Genomic DNA, 17,228 nt, shown 5'->3' on the forward strand with positions numbered 1-17,228 from the left:
AGGACCTCAAGCCACCACGCCGGCGCGATAGCCGACCCCGCGCACGGTGGTCACGATGCGGGGGTTGTCCGGATCGGCTTCGATCTTCGCCCGGAGGCGCTGCACGTGGACGTTCACCAGACGCGTGTCGGCCTTGTAGTGGTAGCCCCACACCTGCTCGAGGAGCATCTCGCGGGAGAACACCTGCTGCGGCTTCTCCGCCAAGGCGACGAGGAGTTCGAACTCGAGCGGGGTGAGGGCGATCGGGCTGTCGCCCCGTCGGACCTCGTGCGCGGCGACATCGACGACGAGGTCGCCGATGCGCAGCGTCTCATCGACGGGGGCCTGCGTGGGACGCAGCCGCGTCCGGATGCGGGCGACGAGCTCCTTCGGGTTGAACGGCTTGACGATGTAGTCGTCGGCGCCCGACTCCAGGCCCTTCACGACGTCCGCGGTGTCGGTGCGGGCGGTGAGCATGATGATCGGGATGCCGGATTCCGCGCGCACGCGCGTGCAGATCTCGATCCCATCGACGCCCGGCAGCATGAGGTCGAGCAGGATCAGGTCGGGACGCTCGCTGCGCCACGCGTCGACCGCCTGCGCACCGTCCGCGCAGAACACCGTCTCGAATCCCTCGGTGCGCAGCACGATGCCGATCATCTCGGCCAGCGCGGTGTCGTCGTCGACAACCAGAATCCGTGAAGTCATCGGGTGTACGTCTTCCGTCTCGGCCCCATTCGGAAACGGGCAATGCGCCACGGGTGGGGCGCATCACCCCCGAGCGTAGTCGACGCGTGCGGGATGAGGCCGAGCGTGTCGGGGGTGTGTGACACGATGAACGCGAAGCCGATGCCGAGGAGGCCGCCATCGTGACCGCGTACCCCGCCTGGACTCCGGCTTCCCGCGCCGGAATCGTGCCTCTCCACCCCTACGGCTTCGGGACGATCCTCGGACGCTCGTTCGTGGCCCTGCGCCACAACCCCCGTGTGCTGCTGGGCTTCGCCCTGGTGGTCCAGACCGTCGGGTACGTCGCCGTCACCGTGGCCATCGCGGCCGTGGGGGTCGCGAGCTTCTCGCGGCTGGCCACGCTCGTCCAGGGCAGCGAGGAGTTCGACGCCGTCATGGTCGGGTCGATCGCCCTGACCGGCCTCACCGCCCTCGTGCTCGGGGCGCTCGCCGGCGCCCTCGGCATCCTGGTCCAGGCCGTCGTCGTCAGCGAGGTCGCCTCGGCGGTCGTCGCTGAGAAGCCGACGTTGCGCGATGCGTGGCTCCGAGTCCGGCCGGTGTTCCTCGGTCTGATCGGCTACGCCCTCCTCGTGCTGCTGGCCTGGGTGGTGGTGGTCGCGGTGCTCGGGGGGATCGCGGTGCTCCTCGGCCTGGCGGTGCTGCCCCTGGGCATCGTGCTGGGCATCCTGTTCGCCCTCGGACTCATCCCCCTCAGCGCGTGGATCTCGACCAAGCTGTTCCTCGTCCCGTCGGTGATGATCCTCGAGGGCGTCGGAGTCCGCCGCGGGATCGTCCGTTCGTGGGTGCTGACGCGGCGCCGGTTCTGGTCGACGTTCGGCGTGCTCGCCATCATCTCGCTCGCGTTCGGGTTCGTCGCGCAGGTGATCTCGCTGCCCCTGAGCCTGCTGTCCAGCGGACTCACCGTGATCGTCGCTCCCACCGGCGCGGACGAGGTGAGCACGCTCATTTCCTACGTCGTCCTTCAACTCGTCGGACAGATCGGCATCCTGCTCGTGCAGTGCATCGCCGTGGTCGTGCAGTCGACATCCGCCGTCCTGGTGTACGTCGATGCCCGCATGCGTGTCGAAGGGCTCGACCACGACCTGGCGGCGTACGTCGAGGCGCGGGATGCCGGGCGCACGGGGCTCGTCGACCCCTACCGGGTCGGTGTCGGCCGGACGTGGGCACCGGCGCCCCCGTGGGGCGCTCCGCCCGTCGCGTGGCCCGCGCCGGGCGGCGGACCGGCCCCGACCGCGCCCGGGTGGCCCGCACCCTCCCCCGGGGAGCCCTACGCCGGGCAGCCCTCCGCTGCGCCACAGCCGATGCCGCAGCCCGCGTCGCCGCAGCCCGCCGCGCCGCAGCCGCCGCCGCCGGTGGGGCCGGCACCGGCGGTACCGCCGTCCGACCCGACGTCCTGGGCCGCTCCGGCTCCGCAGCCGCCGGCGCCGCCGGCGGGGCCGGCACCGGCGGTACCGCCGTCCGACCCGACGTCCTGGGCCGCTCCGGGTGGCCCGCCCCGCGAGCCGTGATCTCCGTCCTCTGGCCGAGGCCCGGCTCCACTCCGCTCCTCCCCGACCCCGACGAGGCCCGGGAGTGGGCCCAGCGCGAGCTCACCGACCCCGTGTACCGTGCCGCGGAGCCGACGGCGTTCGACCGCGCGGCGCAGGCGGTCCGCGACTTCCTGGAGAGCCTGTTCTCCGCCCCCGTGTCGGGTGATTGGGGGCCCTGGGCGTTCGTGGTGCTCGCGGTGCTGGTGGTGGCCGCGATCGTCGTCGGCGTGCTGATCTGGGGACGACCGCGCAGCACCGTGCGCGCCACACCGGCCGCCCGAGCGCTGTTCGACGACGACGACGGACGCTCGGCCGTCGAGCTGAGGGCGGACGCCGCCGCGGCCGCCGGGCGTGGGACCTGGGACGACGCCATCGTGCTGCGCTTCCGCGCCTTCGCCCGGGGACTCACCGAACGCGGGATCGTCGATCCCCCACCGGGCGCCACGGCGCGCGCGTTCGCCCGTTCGGCCGCCGAGACCCTCCCGGTCCTCGGCATCCCGGCCGCGGAGGGCGCCGCCGCGTTCGACGACGTCCGGTACCTCGGACGGCCCGGCACCGCGGAGAGCTACGACCAGATCGTTCGCCTCGACGAGACCGCCGTGCGCGCGCGAGTCTCCTCGGAAGCGGCGGTCGCCCCGTGACCGCGCTCGCCGCCACACCGACCCGGCGCCGGGTCCGCGTCGGTGCCGGATGGATCGGTCTCGTCGCCGCCCTCGCGGTCGTGGCCCTCATCGGAACCGTGCTCGTGTTCGGCGGCTGGACGCCGCGCGACGCCCTGGACCCGGAATCGCCCGCCCCCGATGGCACTCGTGCCCTGGTCCGGGTGCTCGAGCAGCAAGGCGTCCAGGTCGTCGTCGCACGGGATCGCGAGGCCGCGGAACGCGCGCTCGCGGCCGCGCCCGCGACCCTCGTGCTGCGCGATGCGCCGATGCTCTCCGATGAGGCCCTCCGGCGGCTGCGCACGCAGGCCCGCGACGTCGTGCTCATCGATCCGCGCTCCCGCAGCCTCGACGTCATGCTGAACGGCTCCGCCCTGGGCGGGGTCGTCGACGAGCAGACGGTCGACCCCGCGTGCGAGATACCGGCCGCGAGCGGCGCGGGACCGGCCCGCGTCGGCGAGCTGTACCTGCCAGGCCCGGGCGTAGCGGGGTGCTATCCCGGCGACGACGGCTTCGGCGTGCTCGTCGCGAACGAGGGAGCCGACGAGGGAGCGACCGACGGAGACGGCACGGTGGCGGCGCTCGACGGCCTCTCCGTCGTCACCAACCGCACGCTGCCGCTCGACGGGAACGCCGCGCTCGCGATCGGCCTCCTCGGCCGCTCGCCGACCGTGGTCTGGTACGTCCCGTCGCCGGCCGACGCCGACACGGGAGCCGCCGCCCCCACACTCGGCGACCTCACGCCTCCGTGGGTGACGCCGGCGATGGTGCTGCTCCTGCTCGCGGGCCTCACGGCCGCCGTGTGGCGGGGGCGCCGCTTCGGACCCCTCGTCGCCGAGCGCCTCCCGGTCACCGTGCGCGCGACCGAGACGACCGAGGGGCGCGCCCGCCTCTACGCGGCGTCCCACGACGCCGCCCACGCCCTCGGCGAGGTACGGGCGGCCACGCACCGACGCCTCGTCCGCCTCCTGGGCCTCTCCCCCCGCACGACCCCCGAGCACCTCGCGGACGCCGTGGCCGAGCGGCTCGGCGCGGATCGAGCGGTGGTGCGCGGCATCCTGATCGACGATCTCCCCCGCACCGACCGCGACCTCGTCGCGGCGAGCGATCGCCTGCGCGACCTCGAGACGAGCGTCCGCGCGACCCTTCCCACGGAAAGGACCCCCCGATGACCGACAGTCCTCTCGGCGCCCCCGACTCCACGGCCCCGGCCGCCCCGGCGAGCGCCGCTCCGCGACCCGACGGCGACGACGCGGCCCTGCGGCAGGCGATGCACCGGGTCCGCACCGAGGTCGGCAAGGCCGTCGTCGGGCAGGACGGCACGATCACCGGGCTGCTCATCGCCCTCCTCGCCCGCGGCCACCTGCTGCTCGAGGGTGTGCCGGGCGTGGCGAAGACGCTGCTGGTGCGGTCGTTCAGCCGCGCGCTCGGTCTCGACACGCGCCGCGTGCAGTTCACCCCCGACCTGATGCCCGGCGACGTGACCGGATCGCTGGTCTACGACGCCCGGTCGGGCGAGTTCGAGTTCCGGGCGGGCCCGGTGTTCACCCACGTGCTGCTCGCCGACGAGATCAACCGCACGCCGCCGAAGACGCAGGCCGCGCTCCTGGAGGCGATGGAGGAGCGTCAGGTGTCCTCCGACGGCGTGAGCCGCCCGCTTCCCGACCCGTTCCTCGTCGCCGCGACGCAGAATCCCGTCGAGCACGAGGGGACCTACACGCTGCCCGAGGCGCAGCTCGACCGCTTCCTGCTCAAGCTCGTGGTCGATCTCCCCGGGCGCGACGCCGAGGTCGACGTCCTCCGCCGTCACGCGGGCGGGTTCGACCCCCGTCGTCTCGGCGAGGCCGGAGTGGATGCCGTCATCACACCGGCCGAGATCCTCGCGGCGCAGCGCGCCGCGGCGTCCGTCGCCGTCGCCGACGACGTGCTCGGGTACGTGGTCGACCTGGCTCGCGCGACGCGCCAGAGCCCGTCCGTTCTGCTCGGGGTGAGCCCCCGGGCGTCGACGGGGCTGCTGGCCGCGGCGAAGGCCTGGGCGTGGCTCGGCGGCTACCCCGCCATCACCCCCGACCATGTGCAGACGATGCTCGTCCCGGTATGGCGTCACCGGATCCGCCTGCGGACGGAAGCCGAGATCGAAGGCGTCTCGGTGGATGCCGTTCTCACCTCGGTCCTGCAGCAGACCCGCGTCCCGCTCTGATGTACGTCACCGGCCGTTCGGCCCTGCTCGTCGCGCTGGGGGTCGTCCCGGTGATCCTCTTCACGGCGGCCGGGGCGGAGCCGTGGAGCGTGGTGGGCGGATGGGTGCTGCTGTGCGCGGGACTCGCCGCGGCCGACGTGATCCTCGCTGCGAACGCCCGAAGCCTCGAGGTCACACGGGTCCTGCCCGAACGGGCGCTGCGGGATGTGCCCCTCGCCGGCGAGCTGCGGGTGCGCAACCTCGGGCGCCGCACGCTCCGGGCGCAGGTGCGCGACGCCTGGCAGCCGACGGCGGGTGCACCGTCGGAGCGCCTGCAGCTCACCGTTCCTCCCGGCGAGCGCCGCGGGACCGCGCTGTCGCTCCTGCCGCGGCGACGCGGCGAACTTCGCAGCGATTTCGTCGTCGTGCGGTCGGCGGGTCCGCTGGGTCTGGCCGGGCGTCAAGCGAAGCTCCCCGTTCCCGCGCGGCTGCGCGTGCTGCCGCCGTTCACCTCGCGACGGCATCTTCCGTCGCGGCTCGCGCGGCTGCGCGAACTCGACGGCAACACGACGCTGCAGATGCGCGGACAGGGCACGGAGTTCGACAGCCTGCGCGAGTACGTCCGCGGCGACGACGTCCGCTCGATCGACTGGCGCGCGACGGCGCGCGCGGGCGCGACGATGCTGCGGACCTGGCGCCCGGAGCGCGACCGGCACGTCGTCATCGTGATCGACACCGGCCGCACGGCGGCCGCGCGCGTGGGCGACGGCGCTCGGCTCGATGCGGCGATGGAGGCCGCCCTCCTGCTCGCCGCGCTCGCGGCCCGCGCGGGTGACCACGTGCATCTCCTCATGTTCGACCGTGTCACGCGGGCACGCGTCACGCGCGTCGAGGGCGCGCAGCTCCTTCCCGCGCTTGTGGATGCCATGGCGCCCGTCGACCCGCAGCTCATCGACACCGACTGGGATGCCGCCCTCGCCGAGGTGCGCGGCTTCACTCAGCGTCCCGCTTTGGTGGTGCTGCTGACCGCGGCCGATGATCCCGAGGCCGCGCGGGCGTTCCTCGCGTCGCTCCCCGCCGTCGCCGCGCGGTCGCGCCTGCTCGTGGCCACGGCCACCGACGGTCCGGGCGAGACCCCGGAGCGCGACGACGCCACCGCCGTCTACGCCGCCGCCGCCATCGATCGCGCGCGGGCCGACGCCGATCGCGTGCGCGCGGCCGTCGAGCGCGCGGGCGGTGACGCGGTCTCCGCCTCCGCCGACGACCTGCCACCGCTCGTGGCGGACCGCTACCTCGCGCTGAAAGCCGCCGGGCGGCTGTAGCGGCTCCCCCTCACGGCCGCGGGGCACGGCATCCCTCCGCCCATCGAGCACGGCCGTTGCGCCGCGACGGATCACAGGCATCCCAGGCGTAGCACACAGCCGACCATGCATCCCGTCGCATACGTCGCGGCTTATCCTGGGGGGTACCCTTTCCAGCCGCCGGCGTGTCCCTCCGCGCACGGTTCGGCCGTCTACGCACAGGATGCGGGAGCTCTCTTGCCAGGAAACGCCACCACCCGCTTCGACGATGTGGCCCTCGTGTCGGTGGCGAGCGTGCTGCCCAGCCGCGTGACCACGTCCGACGACATCGAGGAGCGTCTGGCTCCCGCGCTGTCGCGTCTGAAGCTCAAGCCCGGACTCCTCCGACGGGTCGCGGGAGTGGTGGAACGCCGGAACTGGGCCGAGGGCGAGTCGTCCGACGAGGCGACGATCGCGGCCGGCAAGCAAGCACTCGCCGAGGCGGGCGTCGACCCGAGCGAGATCGGGCTCATCATCAACACCTCGGTGACGCGCAAGCACCTCGAGCCGTCGGTCGCGGTGCGTCTGCACCACGGGCTCGGGCTGCCGAGCTCCGCCATCAACTTCGACGTCGCCAACGCCTGCCTGGGGTTCATCAACGGAATGAGCCTCGCGGCGGGCATGATCCAGTCGGGCCAGGTCAAGTACGCCCTCATCGTCAACGGCGAGGATGCCGACGAGATCCAGGTCAACACGATCAACCGGCTGGTCCGTGAAGACCTCGACCGCGACGCGTTCATGCAGGAGTTCGCCTCCCTGACCCTCGGTTCCGGCGCGGCGGCCGCCGTGCTCGGTCGCGCGAGCGACCACCCGGAGGGGCACCGCATCGTGGGCGGCGTGACCCGGGCGGCGACGCAGTTCTACGACCTGTGCGTCGGGAGCGTCGACGGCATGTTCACGGACGCGAAGGCGCTGCTCAAGGGCGGTCTCGATCTCGTCGTCTCGGCGTGGAAGGAAGCCCGCGGCGAGTTCTCGTGGACGGGCATGGACCGCTACATCACCCACCAGGTCTCATCCGTGCACACCTCCGCGATCGTGCGCGCCGCGAAGCTCGACCGCGGCCGGGTCCCGGTCACGTACCCCCGCCTGGGGAACGTCGGCCCCGCCTCCATCCCCATCACCCTGGCCGACGAGCAGAAGACCCTGCGTCGCGGCGACCGCGTCCTGCTGATGGGAGTGGGCTCCGGGCTGAACACCGGGATGCTGGAGCTGGCCTGGTGACGATCACGGACCTGTCCGCGACTCTTCCCCCGGCGGGCCTCCCCGGTCTCGACCCCGCCCTCTCCCGCCTCGTCGAGGTCGACGGCGCCGACGCGGATGCCGGTCACCGGCGCACGTGGCACCTGCTGGACACCGGTGCGGCTCTGACCGAACGCGGCCTCACCCCCGTCGGGACGATCGTCGCCGTGCACGGCAACCCGACGTGGTCCTACCTCTGGCGCGCGCTCGTGAACGCGTCCCTCGCCCGGGCCGAGGCGGGCGCTCCCGTGTGGCGCGTCGTCGCGGTGGACCAGCTCGAGATGGGCTTCTCCGAGCGCACCGACCTGCGCCGGACGCTCGCGCAGCGCATCACCGACCTCGGCGGCCTCGTCGACGCGCTCGGCATCCGGGATCCGATCGTGACGCTCGGGCACGACTGGGGTGGCCCGATCTCGCTCGGCTGGGCCGTTGCGCACCGCGAGCGGTTGGCCGCCGTCATCGCGCTCAACACCGCCGTGCACCACGCCGAAGACGCTCCGCTGCCGTTCCCGCTGCGGGTCGCGACGGCGCGCGGCGTGCTCGCCGCGGGGACGACGGGGACGACCGCGTTCCTCGACACGACGCTCGCCCTCGCCGACCTCGACCCCGCCGTGCGCGCAGCGTTCCGCGCTCCGTACGGCACGGCCGCGCGCCGGCGCGGGATCGGTGGGTTCGTCGCCGACATCCCCGCGACCGCCGCGGACGAGAGCACCCCGGCGCTGCGGAGCCTGTCGGCCGGCCTGCGCGAGCTCGACGTGCCTGCCCTGCTGCTGCGCGGCCCGAAGGACCCGGTGTTCCTCGAAGCGCACCTCGACGACCTGGTCGACCGGCTGCCGCACGCCGACGTGCACCGCTTCGAAGGCGCGGGTCACCTGATGGCCGAGGAACGTCCGTACGCCGACGCGGTGCTCGACTGGCTCGCCGCCCAGAGCGCTCCGGATGCCGGCACCCCGGCGCCCGCGGACGACACCCCCGCCCCCGCACCCCTGTGGGACGCCCTCACCCGCCGCCGCGACGACGACGACGTCGCGGTGATCGACATGGCCGGGCGCCGCGGCGGCGCCGGGCTGCGGGTGAGCTGGCGGCAGCTCGCCGCCCGTGTCGACGAGCTCGCCGCGGGACTCGACGTCCTCGGCGTTCGCGCCGGCGATCGCGTCTCCCTCCTCGTCCCCCCGGGGCCCACGCTCACCGCGGTGCTGTACGCGTTGCTGCGCATCGGCGCGGTCGTCGTCGTGGCCGACCGGGGTCTCGGCATCCGGGGACTGTCCCGTGCCGTGCGCGGCGCCGTGCCCGACGTGGTCATCGGCGAGGTCGCGGGACTCGCCGCCGCGCGCGCCCTCGGCTGGCCCGGCCGACGCCTGTCGGCGACCGCGCTCCCTGCCGCCACGATGCGCGCCCTCGGGGTCGAGGCGACCCTGGCCGACGTCGCGCGCGCGGGCCGCGGTCGCCCCCTGCCCGCACCGCCCGCCGCGGACGCCGACGCGGCGATCCTCTTCACGTCGGGGTCGACGGGACCGGCGAAGGGCGTCGTCTACACGCACCGCCAGCTGTCGTCGCTGCGGGACGCCCTCGCGGAGCACTTCGCCGTCGGACCCGACACGGGCCTGGTCACCGGCTTCGCCCCGTTCGCCCTCCTCGGCCCCGCGCTCGGCACCCGCTCGGCCACCCCCGACATGGATGTGTCGGCGCCCCGCACGCTGACGGCGGCCGCGGTGGCCGCCGCGGTGCGCGCGTCGGACGCCCGGATCGTCTTCCTCTCCCCCGCCGCGGTGCGCAACGTCGTTGCGACCGCTGCGGAGCTGAGCGACGGCGACCGCGCCGCCCTGGCCCGCGTCGGCACCTTCCTCTCGACCGGAGCCCCGGTCGGCACGCCGCTCCTGCAGCGGGCCCAACAGCTCATGCCGAACGCGACCGCCCACACGCCCTACGGCATGACCGAGTGCCTGCTCGTCGCGGACGTCACGCTGCCGGAGATCGTGGATGCCGCGGCCTCCGGCGATCGCGGCGTGTGCGTGGGTGTCCCGATCGGCCGCGGCCGGGTGCGCATCGCTCCCCTCGACGCCGACGGCCGCGCCACGGGCATCCCCACGACCGACGCCGGGGTCACCGGCGAGGTCGTGATCAGCGCGCCGCATCTCAAGCGCGGCTACTTCCGGCTGCACCTCACCGACCGCGAGGCGACCCGCGACCTGGGTGACCTCCGCGGCCGCTGGCATCGCACCGGCGATGTGGGGCATCTCGACGCGGCCGGACGCCTGTGGATCGAGGGACGCCTCCCCCATGTGATCGCCACCGCGAATGGCCCGGTGACTCCGGTCGGCATCGAGCAGGACGTCGAGTCCGTGCCGGGCGTCGTCCGTGCCGCCGCCGTCGGCGTAGGACCGGTCGGCCGGCAGGTCGTCGCCGTCGTGGTCGAACGTGCCCCGGGCGTGCGGCGCGCGGGCGTGGCATCCGCGGGTCTGACCGAGGTCGTGCGCGCCGCGACCGCGCAGCCGATCGCGGCCGTGCTGGTCGTGCCGACGCTCCCCACCGACATCCGGCACAACTCCAAGATCGACCGCTCCCGCCTCGCGGCGTGGGCGGAGCGCGTGCTGGCCGGCGAGAAGCCGACGGCGCCGTGAGGGTCCTCGCCACCGGGGCGTCCGGGTTCCTCGGGCGCGCGGTCGTGCGCTGTCTTCAGGACGCCGGGCACACCGTCCGGACGCTGCAGCGCCGCCCGTCGGGCGTTCCCGGCGCCGAGGACCGCCTCGGCTCGGTGACCGACCCGGCCGCCACGGCCGCCGCCGTCGAGGGCGTCGACGCGATCGTCCACCTCGCGGCGAAGGTGTCGCTCGCCGGGGATCCGTCGGAATTCCGTGCCGTCAACGTCGAGGGCACGCGAACGCTCCTCGACGCCGCCGCCGCGGCCGGGGTCACGCGCATCGTGCACGTCTCGTCGCCGTCCGTCGCGCACGCCGGCCACGCGCTGGCCGGGGTGGGGGCCGAGCCGGCCGACCCCGTCGGCGCCCGCGGAGAGTACGCCCGCACGAAGGCCGAGGCCGAACTCCTCGCGCTCTCCCGCGCCGGGGACACGGCATCCCTCGTCGCGATCCGACCGCACCTCGTGTGGGGGCCGGGCGACACGCAGCTCATCGCCCGTGTGGTGGACCGCGCCCGCCGCGGGCGGCTGCCGCTGCTGAACGGTGGCACGGCCCTCATCGACTCGACGTACGTCGACAATGCCGCGTCCGGGATCGTGGCCGCCCTCGCGCGCGTCGACGAGGTCAGCGGACGCGCGTACGTGCTCACGAACGGCGAACCGCGCCCGGTCGGCGACCTGCTCGCGGGGATATGCCGCGCCTCGGGCGTGCGGCCGCCGCGGTTCAGCGTGCCCGCCGCGCTCGCGCGTGCCGCGGGCGGGCTCGTCGAGCGGGTCTGGGCCGTGCGGCCGGGCACCGACGAACCGCCGATGACGCGCTTCCTCGCCGAACAGCTCTCCACCGCGCACTGGTTCGACCAGACCGAGATCCGCCGCGACCTGCGCTGGACGCCCGCCGTCTCGATCGACGAGGGCCTGCGCCGCCTCTCCCGCGCCTAGCTCCCGGCATCCACCGCTGTGGCCGGCCACCGCGCCTGCACAACTCCGGCAGAAGCCGCACCCCGCCCCACCCGCCGGGCCGCCCGGGGCCACACGGCAGGAGTTGTGCGGGCTCCTCCCTCGCGGCCGCCGCGCCTGCACAACTCCTGCAGAAGCCGACGGCCGACGGCGCCCGTCGGCGTCAGCGACACATCTGCAAGAGGTGTGCGCCAGCCCCGAGACGACAGAAGGCCCGCCCCATACGGGACGGGCCTTCCGGATGCCGGGGCTCAGACCAGGTCGAACCGGTCGAGCTCGGTCACCTTGCGCCACGCGGCGACGAAGTCGCGCACGAACTTCTCCTTCGCGTCGTCGGAGGCGTAGACCTCGGCGATCGCGCGGAGCTCCGAGTTCGAGCCGAAGACGAGGTCGACGCGCGTGCCGATGCCGACCGTCTCGCCCGAGCCGTCCTTCGTACCCTGGAACGCGTGCTTGCCGGCATCCAACGGCTTCCACGTCGTCCCGAGGTCGAGGAGGTTCACGAACACGTCGTTCGTGAGCGCGCCGGGGGTCGCGGTGAACACGCCCCAGTCCGAGCCGTCCCAGTTCGCGCCGATCGCGCGAAGGCCCCCGACGAGCACCGTCGTCTCCGGCGCCGTGAGCGTCAGCAGGTTGGCCTTGTCGAGGAGCAGGTACTCGGCGGGCAGACGCGCCTCCCGCGACGCGTAGTTGCGGAAGCCGTCGGCCACCGGCTCGAGCCAACGGAACGAGTCGACGTCGGTCTGCTCCTGCGTCGCGTCGGTGCGGCCGGGGGTGAACGGTACCTCCACCTCGACGCCACCCGCACGCGCGGCCTGCTCGACACCGGCGTTGCCGGCGAGCACGATGAGGTCGGCGATCGAGACCTTCTTGCCGTCCGCCGCCTGCGCGTCGAACTCGGCCTTGACGTTCTCGAGGACCGAGAGCACGGATGCCAGCTGCTCAGGGTTGTTGACCGTCCAGCTCTTCTGCGGCTCGAGGCGGATGCGCGCACCGTTGATGCCGCCGCGCTTGTCGCTGCCGCGGAAGGTCGAGGCGGCGGCCCACGTCGTGGTGACGAGCTGCTGCACGGACAGTCCGCTGTCGAGGATTCGCTGCTTCAGCGCCGCGGCGTCGGCCGCGTCGATGAGCGGGTGGTCGACCGCGGGTACGGGGTCCTGCCAGTCGAGCACCTCGGCCGGAACCTCGGAGCCGAGGTACCGGACACGCGGTCCCATGTCGCGGTGAGTGAGCTTGAACCACGCGCGGGCGAAGGCATCCTGGAATGCCGCCGGGTCCTCGGCGAAGCGACGCGAGATCTTCTCGTACGCCGGATCGACGCGGAGCGCCAGGTCGCTCGTGAGCATGCGGGGCTCGCGGCGACCCTCGGAGTGGGCGAGCGGGACCATGTCGGCACCGCCGCCGTTCTTCGGGCGCCACTGGTGGGCACCGGCGGGGCTCTGGAAGAGCTCCCACTCGTAGGCGAACAGGATGTGGAAGAACTCGTTGTCCCAGCGGGTCGGGTGGTACGTCCACGTGACCTCGAGTCCGCTCGAGATCGTGTCGTCGCCCTTACCGGAGCCGAAGTCGCTCTTCCAACCGAAGCCCTGGTCCTCGATGTCGGCGGCCTCGGGGTTGGGGCCGACGTGGCTGTCGCTGGCGGCGCCGTGGGTCTTTCCGAACGTGTGACCACCGGCGATGAGCGCGACGGTCTCCTCGTCGTTCATGGCCATGCGCCCGAACGTCTCGCGGATGTCGTGCGCCGACAGCTGCGGGTCGGGGGTGCCGTTGGGGCCCTCGGGGTTGACGTAGATGAGACCCATCTGCACGGCCGCGAGCGGCTTCTCGAGGTCGCGGTTGCCGGTGTAGCGCTCGTCACCGAGCCACGTGGTCTCGGGGCCCCAGTACACGTCGTCGTCCGGCTCCCAGACGTCGGCGCGGCCGCCGGCGAAGCCGAACGTCGGGAAGCCCATGTCCTCCAGCGCGACGTTTCCGGCAAGGATCATCAGGTCGGCCCAGGAGATCGCCTGGCCGTACTTCTTCTTGATCGGCCACAGAAGGCGGCGGGCCTTGTCGAGGTTGACGTTGTCGGGCCAGCTGTTCAGCGGTGCGAACCGCTGCATGCCGGCGCCCGCGCCGCCACGGCCGTCGGTCACGCGGTAGGTTCCGGCGCTGTGCCACGCCATGCGGATGATCAGCGGGCCGTAGTGACCGAAGTCGGCGGGCCACCACTCCTGCGAGGTGGTGAGCGCCGCCTGGATGTCCTTCTTGACGGCGGCGAGGTCGAGAGCCTCGAACGCGGCCTTGTAGTCGAATCCCGCGTCGAGCGGGTCGCGCTTCTCGTTGTTCTTCGCGAGGATCTTCACGTTCAGGCTGTCGGGCCACCACACGCGGTTCGCCGACCCGCGGGTCGGGTGGGGCAGCGCACCGGCCGGCTCGCTGTCGGCGGGGGCCTCGCCCACCGGCAGTCGGTTGTCGTCGGGGGCGGCGCCGTCGTGGAAGACGGGGCACCCGTTCAGAGCGTCGCTCATCGGGATCCTCTCGGTTTTTCGGCTTCGGACGTCGCTCGACAGTCGGGACACACGCCCCAGAACGTCACCTCGGCGGTCTCGATGAGGAAACCGCTGCCCTCGGGCACGTGCAGACACGGGGCTTCCCCCACGACGCAGTCCACGTCGTCGACCCGGCCGCAACCGGTGCAGACGACGTGGTGGTGGTTGTCCCCGACCCGCAGCTCGAACATGCCGGGGTGTCCGGCCGGTTCGATGCGCCGCGCCAACCCCGCGTCGGCGAAGTCGCCGAGGGCGTTGTACACCGACTGCATGCTGGTGCCCGGGAGCGTGTCCCGGATCGTGTCGAAGACGTCGTCGGCGGTGGCGTGCGGGCGGGAGCGCAGGGCTCCCAGAACCGCGACGCGTGTCGCGGTGACCCTCAGCCCCGCGCCGCGCAGGAGCGCGTCCGCGGTGGCATCCGTCCGATCGTCGAGCATGCTCCCACCCTACGTATTTTTGAGTGAATCAAAAATGACGCGCCGGAGAAGAATCCGGATCGTGGATGCCTCAGCCCGAGGTCAGCGTGGGAGTCCCGCCCTCGTACTCCGTCACGTCCCCCGTCTCCCCCGCCCGCACGGCCCGATGTCCGAGCACGAGCATGTACGAGAGGAACAGCGCCAGCGCGGCCGCTCCGATCGCCACCTTGACCTGCCACGGCAACGTCGACGGGGTCACGAACCCCTCGACGAGTCCGGAGAGCCCGATCGCGAACACGAGCCCCACCGCGACCGTCGCGAGCGCGCGCCCCTCGGCGGCGAGCGCCGCGGCGCGCGTGCGACGGCCCGGAGCGATCCACGCCCAGAAGATGTGGAGCCCGGCCGCGCCGGCGACGAAGATCGCCGTGAGCTCGAGCAGACCGTGCGGCAGGATGAACTGGAAGAACACGTCCCCGCGATCGAACGCGAGCATGATCGCCGCCGACGAACCCACCCCGATGGCGTTCTGCATCATCACCATGAGCGGCCACACACCCGTGACGCCGAACAAGACGCACTGCGCGGCGATCCAGGCGTTGTTCGTCCACACCGTGCCCGCGAAGATCGCATTGGGGTTCTCGCGGTAGTACTGCACGAACTGCTGATCGGCGTAGTTCTGCAGCTGGCTCCGGGCGCCCAGCGCCGCGACGGCCTGCGGATCCGACGAGATCCACACGGCGACGAGCGTGGCCACCACGACGAACGAGACGGCGATGGCGAGGGTCGTCCATCGCACGCGGTACAGCGCCGCCGGCAACTGCCGCAGGAAGAACCGCGGCGCCTGGCGCAGCACGTTCTCACGGACGCCCGTGAGGCGCAGCCGGGTGCGGGCGAGCAGGATCGACACGTAGTCGCCCTGCGGGGTGCGCCCGGCCGAGGTCTTGATGTCGGCGAGGTCCGCCGAGGCGGCGCGATACCGGGTGACGAGTTCGTCGACCTCGGGCCCGGTCAGCCGACGGGTCCGCCCCAGTTCGTCGAGCCGCGCCCACTCCTCGCGCCGGGCAGCCGTGAGGGCGTCGAGGTCCATGTGGTCAACTGTACGCATGGCATCCACTCCGGTTCCGGGTCCGGGCGCTGCGTACGTCCACGCGGCGGAGGACGAGACGCTCACGGGCGAGGCGGTCGCACTCGACATCCAGCCGCTCGGCTTCTTCCTGCGGGCGGTCGGATGCCTCATCGACATGGTCGCGGGCATCGTGCTGCTGGTCGCGGGCTCACTGTTCCTCACCGCGCTCGTCGCGAGCGGCACGATCCCCGACAGCGCCCTCCGCATCGGCGTCATCGTGCTGATCGTCGCCGTGATGGTCGTCATCCCGACCGCCGTGGAGACGCTCACGCGCGGGCGCAGTCTCGGTCGCTGGGCGATCGGCGGCCGGATCGTCCGCCTTGACGGCGGGGCGGTGGGCTTTCGTCAGGCACTGATTCGGGCGCTCGTCGGCGTGCTCGAACTCTGGTTCACGCTCGGCGGCATCGCCGCGATCGTCGGGATGTTCACCCCGCGCGCCCAGCGCCTGGGCGACCTCCTGGCCGGAACGGCATCCGAGCGGACGCGTACCCGCCCGCTGCCACCCTCGGCGCCCGGGCTCCCGCCGGGCCTGGAGGCGTGGGCGGCGGTCGCCGACGTCTCACGGCTTCCCGACCGCCTGGCCGCGCGGATGGCGCAGTTCGTCCGCGGCGCCGATGCCCTCGAGCCGGCCGCCCGCGCGCGCGTGGCCGCGGGACTGGCGGACGCGGTGGCGCCGCACGTCTCGCCGCTCCCCGCGGTCGATCCCGAGACGCTGGTGCGGGCGGTGGCGGTCGTCCGCCGCGACCGCGAGTACCGCGCCCTGATGCTCGAGAACGCGCGCGCCGCCGCCCTGACCCCGCCCGCGTGAGTCGCCGTGGCCGAGCGTCCGCGCCGGGCTCAGGCGCGCAGGGTCTCGTGCCGCACGACGACCCAGCCGCGCGGGACCGACAAGCGGTCGGCGTGCAGCGCGCACAGGTCGTGGGCGTGCGGATCCCCGGCTCGGCCGAGCGGGCCGAGGGCGGCCATCTGGTCGCCGTAGTCGTAGGTGAGGGTGCTCATCGCCTCGCGGGCGCATCCCACCTTCGAGCAGAGTCTGTCGCGCATCGCCGGTCAGCCTAGGCCGACGCGGCGCCGGCTCGGCGACGCCGCGCCGCGGCGCGCCCGAGCGACGCCGGGGGCCGAACCGGGGAGCGTCGAGCCACACGGCGAACGTAGGATGGCACGCATGCGTCGTCGTACCCGTGAAGCCCGTCCGGTCGCGCGACCCTCGCGCCACGGACGACACGGTCGCGAGAACCGCAGCCCCGTCGTGCGGCCCCCGCTGCCGCCCCTGGACACGCGCGTCGAGCGGTTCGACATCGCCGTCAGCACGGCGGCGGAGTTCCTCCGGTCCGCGTGGACCGACCTGCGCGACGTGTCGTTCGAGATCGGCATCATGCCGCCCGCAGCCTCCGGCGCGATCCCCCGCTGGCAGGTGCTGCGTGAGCAGAAGCGCATCATCCTCTACCGCGTGCCGATCGAGCGCCTCGGCCACCCCCACGTCGACGACGACTTCCACCGCCGCATGATGATCGAGGGCGCCGTCTTCCGGGCGGCCGCCGAGTACCTCGACCGCGATCCGTGGGACCTCGGCCCGGAGCGCTTCCGCTTCTGACGCCGCGTCGGTCCCGCCTCACGGGAGGATCGCGCATCGCCGCCGCCGGGTGCCTCCGCCTCACGGGAGAATCGCGTGGGTCCGCCCGGCCGGGCGGTTCCGCCTCACGGCAGGATCGTGAGCGTCCCTGCTGCCGCGTCGGCGGGCCACAGCGGATACCCCGCCAACGCCCCGGGCGCCGAGTACGACATCGCGGCGTACACCGGGCGATCCGGCGCCAGCTCGTACACACCGGCCGTCACCGGGACGGCCACCGAGCCACCGGCGGGCACCGACACCGTGACCGGATCCCCG

Annotated in this window: 15 protein-coding genes and 1 pseudogene; 10 read left to right on the forward strand and 6 right to left on the reverse strand. The window is 73.4% G+C overall.

Annotated features, from left to right (window positions below; all coding sequences use genetic code 11):
- Positions 1–6 precede the first annotated feature (6 nt).
- Positions 7–687 (reverse strand): MtrAB system response regulator MtrA, encoded by a 681-nt coding sequence (mtrA, locus tag AVW09_RS11070; protein ID WP_063258120.1) that lies wholly within the window; start codon positions 685–687, stop codon positions 7–9.
- 161 nt (positions 688–848) lie between these two features.
- Between mtrA and AVW09_RS11075 the strand changes: the two genes are divergently transcribed.
- From AVW09_RS11075 to AVW09_RS11110, 8 genes are all read left to right on the forward strand, one after another.
- Positions 849–2,234, forward strand: coding sequence for a hypothetical protein (locus AVW09_RS11075; RefSeq protein ID WP_063258121.1), 1,386 nt, complete (start codon positions 849–851; stop codon positions 2,232–2,234).
- Complete coding sequence (locus AVW09_RS11080; RefSeq protein WP_063258122.1) at positions 2,231–2,896, forward strand: DUF4129 domain-containing protein; 666 nt, start codon at positions 2,231–2,233, stop codon at positions 2,894–2,896. Before AVW09_RS11075 ends, AVW09_RS11080 begins: the two co-directional genes overlap by 4 nt.
- Positions 2,893–4,086, forward strand: coding sequence for a DUF4350 domain-containing protein (locus AVW09_RS11085; protein ID WP_063258123.1), 1,194 nt, complete (start codon positions 2,893–2,895; stop codon positions 4,084–4,086). Before AVW09_RS11080 ends, AVW09_RS11085 begins: the two co-directional genes overlap by 4 nt.
- On the forward strand, positions 4,083–5,114 hold the full coding sequence (locus AVW09_RS11090; RefSeq protein WP_082822927.1) for an AAA family ATPase: 1,032 nt from the start codon (positions 4,083–4,085) through the stop codon (positions 5,112–5,114). Before AVW09_RS11085 ends, AVW09_RS11090 begins: the two co-directional genes overlap by 4 nt.
- Entirely contained in the window at positions 5,114–6,415 is a 1,302-nt protein-coding gene (locus AVW09_RS11095; protein WP_063258124.1) for a DUF58 domain-containing protein, read from the forward strand. The genes AVW09_RS11090 and AVW09_RS11095 overlap by 1 nt, the downstream gene beginning before the upstream one ends.
- Positions 6,416–6,631: 216 nt before the next feature.
- On the forward strand, positions 6,632–7,654 hold the full coding sequence (locus tag AVW09_RS11100; RefSeq protein ID WP_063258125.1) for a 3-oxoacyl-ACP synthase III: 1,023 nt from the start codon (positions 6,632–6,634) through the stop codon (positions 7,652–7,654).
- Positions 7,651–10,293: an alpha/beta fold hydrolase gene (locus AVW09_RS11105; RefSeq protein ID WP_063258126.1), complete on the forward strand. Its 2,643-nt coding sequence runs from the start codon at positions 7,651–7,653 to the stop codon at positions 10,291–10,293. Before AVW09_RS11100 ends, AVW09_RS11105 begins: the two co-directional genes overlap by 4 nt.
- The gene (locus AVW09_RS11110; RefSeq protein WP_063258147.1) at positions 10,290–11,249 is read left to right on the forward strand and encodes an NAD-dependent epimerase/dehydratase family protein; all 960 of its coding nucleotides are present in this window, start codon (positions 10,290–10,292) and stop codon (positions 11,247–11,249) included. Before AVW09_RS11105 ends, AVW09_RS11110 begins: the two co-directional genes overlap by 4 nt.
- Before the next feature lie 269 nt (positions 11,250–11,518).
- On the opposite strand, the gene katG is transcribed toward AVW09_RS11110, so the two are convergent.
- The 3 genes from katG to AVW09_RS11125 all read right to left on the reverse strand — a co-directional run bounded on the left by katG (position 11,519) and on the right by AVW09_RS11125 (position 15,301).
- Entirely contained in the window at positions 11,519–13,777 is a 2,259-nt protein-coding gene (gene katG / locus AVW09_RS11115; RefSeq protein WP_156496060.1) for a catalase/peroxidase HPI, read from the reverse strand.
- A complete protein-coding gene (locus AVW09_RS11120; protein WP_063258127.1) occupies positions 13,774–14,235 on the reverse strand; it encodes a Fur family transcriptional regulator in 462 nt (153 codons plus the stop codon). The genes katG and AVW09_RS11120 overlap by 4 nt, the downstream gene beginning before the upstream one ends.
- A gap of 70 nt (positions 14,236–14,305) precedes the next feature.
- On the reverse strand, positions 14,306–15,301 hold the full coding sequence (locus tag AVW09_RS11125; protein ID WP_063258128.1) for a stage II sporulation protein M: 996 nt from the start codon (positions 15,299–15,301) through the stop codon (positions 14,306–14,308).
- 16 nt (positions 15,302–15,317) lie between these two features.
- Between AVW09_RS11125 and AVW09_RS11130 the strand changes: the two genes are divergently transcribed.
- Positions 15,318–16,148, forward strand: a complete 831-nt coding sequence (locus AVW09_RS11130; RefSeq protein ID WP_063258129.1) for an RDD family protein — start codon at positions 15,318–15,320, stop codon at positions 16,146–16,148.
- A 29-nt stretch (positions 16,149–16,177) separates the two neighbouring features.
- Here AVW09_RS11130 and AVW09_RS11135 read toward each other — a convergent pair whose 3' ends face one another.
- Positions 16,178–16,384 carry a DUF3499 family protein gene (locus tag AVW09_RS11135; RefSeq protein WP_022878762.1) on the reverse strand — a complete coding sequence of 69 codons (207 nt, stop codon included), beginning with the start codon at positions 16,382–16,384 and terminating at the stop codon, positions 16,178–16,180.
- A 121-nt stretch (positions 16,385–16,505) separates the two neighbouring features.
- On the opposite strand from AVW09_RS11135, the gene AVW09_RS11140 reads away from it, so the two are divergent.
- On the forward strand, positions 16,506–16,934 hold the full coding sequence (locus AVW09_RS11140; protein ID WP_022878763.1) for a hypothetical protein: 429 nt from the start codon (positions 16,506–16,508) through the stop codon (positions 16,932–16,934).
- 104 nt (positions 16,935–17,038) lie between these two features.
- Here AVW09_RS11140 and AVW09_RS17960 read toward each other — a convergent pair.
- A pseudogene (locus AVW09_RS17960) lies at positions 17,039–17,228 on the reverse strand (DUF5719 family protein); the annotation flags it as partial.

The organism is Microbacterium sp. T32, from assembly GCF_001619615.1.
GTDB lineage: Bacteria > Actinomycetota > Actinomycetes > Actinomycetales > Microbacteriaceae > Microbacterium.

What these genes read in the sequence shown, in the direction of transcription:
- katG (WP_156496060.1), bottom strand. Translation starts at nt 13,777, where the DNA reads ATGAGCGACGCTCTGAACGGGTGCCCCGTCTTCCACGACGGCGCCGCC.
- AVW09_RS11125 (WP_063258128.1), bottom strand. Translation starts at nt 15,301, where the DNA reads ATGGACCTCGACGCCCTCACGGCTGCCCGGCGCGAGGAGTGGGCGCGG.
- AVW09_RS11095 (WP_063258124.1), top strand. Translation starts at nt 5,114, where the DNA reads ATGTACGTCACCGGCCGTTCGGCCCTGCTCGTCGCGCTGGGGGTCGTC.
- AVW09_RS11130 (WP_063258129.1), top strand. Translation starts at nt 15,318, where the DNA reads ATGGCATCCACTCCGGTTCCGGGTCCGGGCGCTGCGTACGTCCACGCG.
- AVW09_RS11120 (WP_063258127.1), bottom strand. Translation starts at nt 14,235, where the DNA reads ATGCTCGACGATCGGACGGATGCCACCGCGGACGCGCTCCTGCGCGGC.
- AVW09_RS11090 (WP_082822927.1), top strand. Translation starts at nt 4,083, where the DNA reads ATGACCGACAGTCCTCTCGGCGCCCCCGACTCCACGGCCCCGGCCGCC.
- AVW09_RS11135 (WP_022878762.1), bottom strand. Translation starts at nt 16,384, where the DNA reads ATGCGCGACAGACTCTGCTCGAAGGTGGGATGCGCCCGCGAGGCGATG.
- mtrA (WP_063258120.1), bottom strand. Translation starts at nt 687, where the DNA reads ATGACTTCACGGATTCTGGTTGTCGACGACGACACCGCGCTGGCCGAG.
- AVW09_RS11140 (WP_022878763.1), top strand. Translation starts at nt 16,506, where the DNA reads ATGCGTCGTCGTACCCGTGAAGCCCGTCCGGTCGCGCGACCCTCGCGC.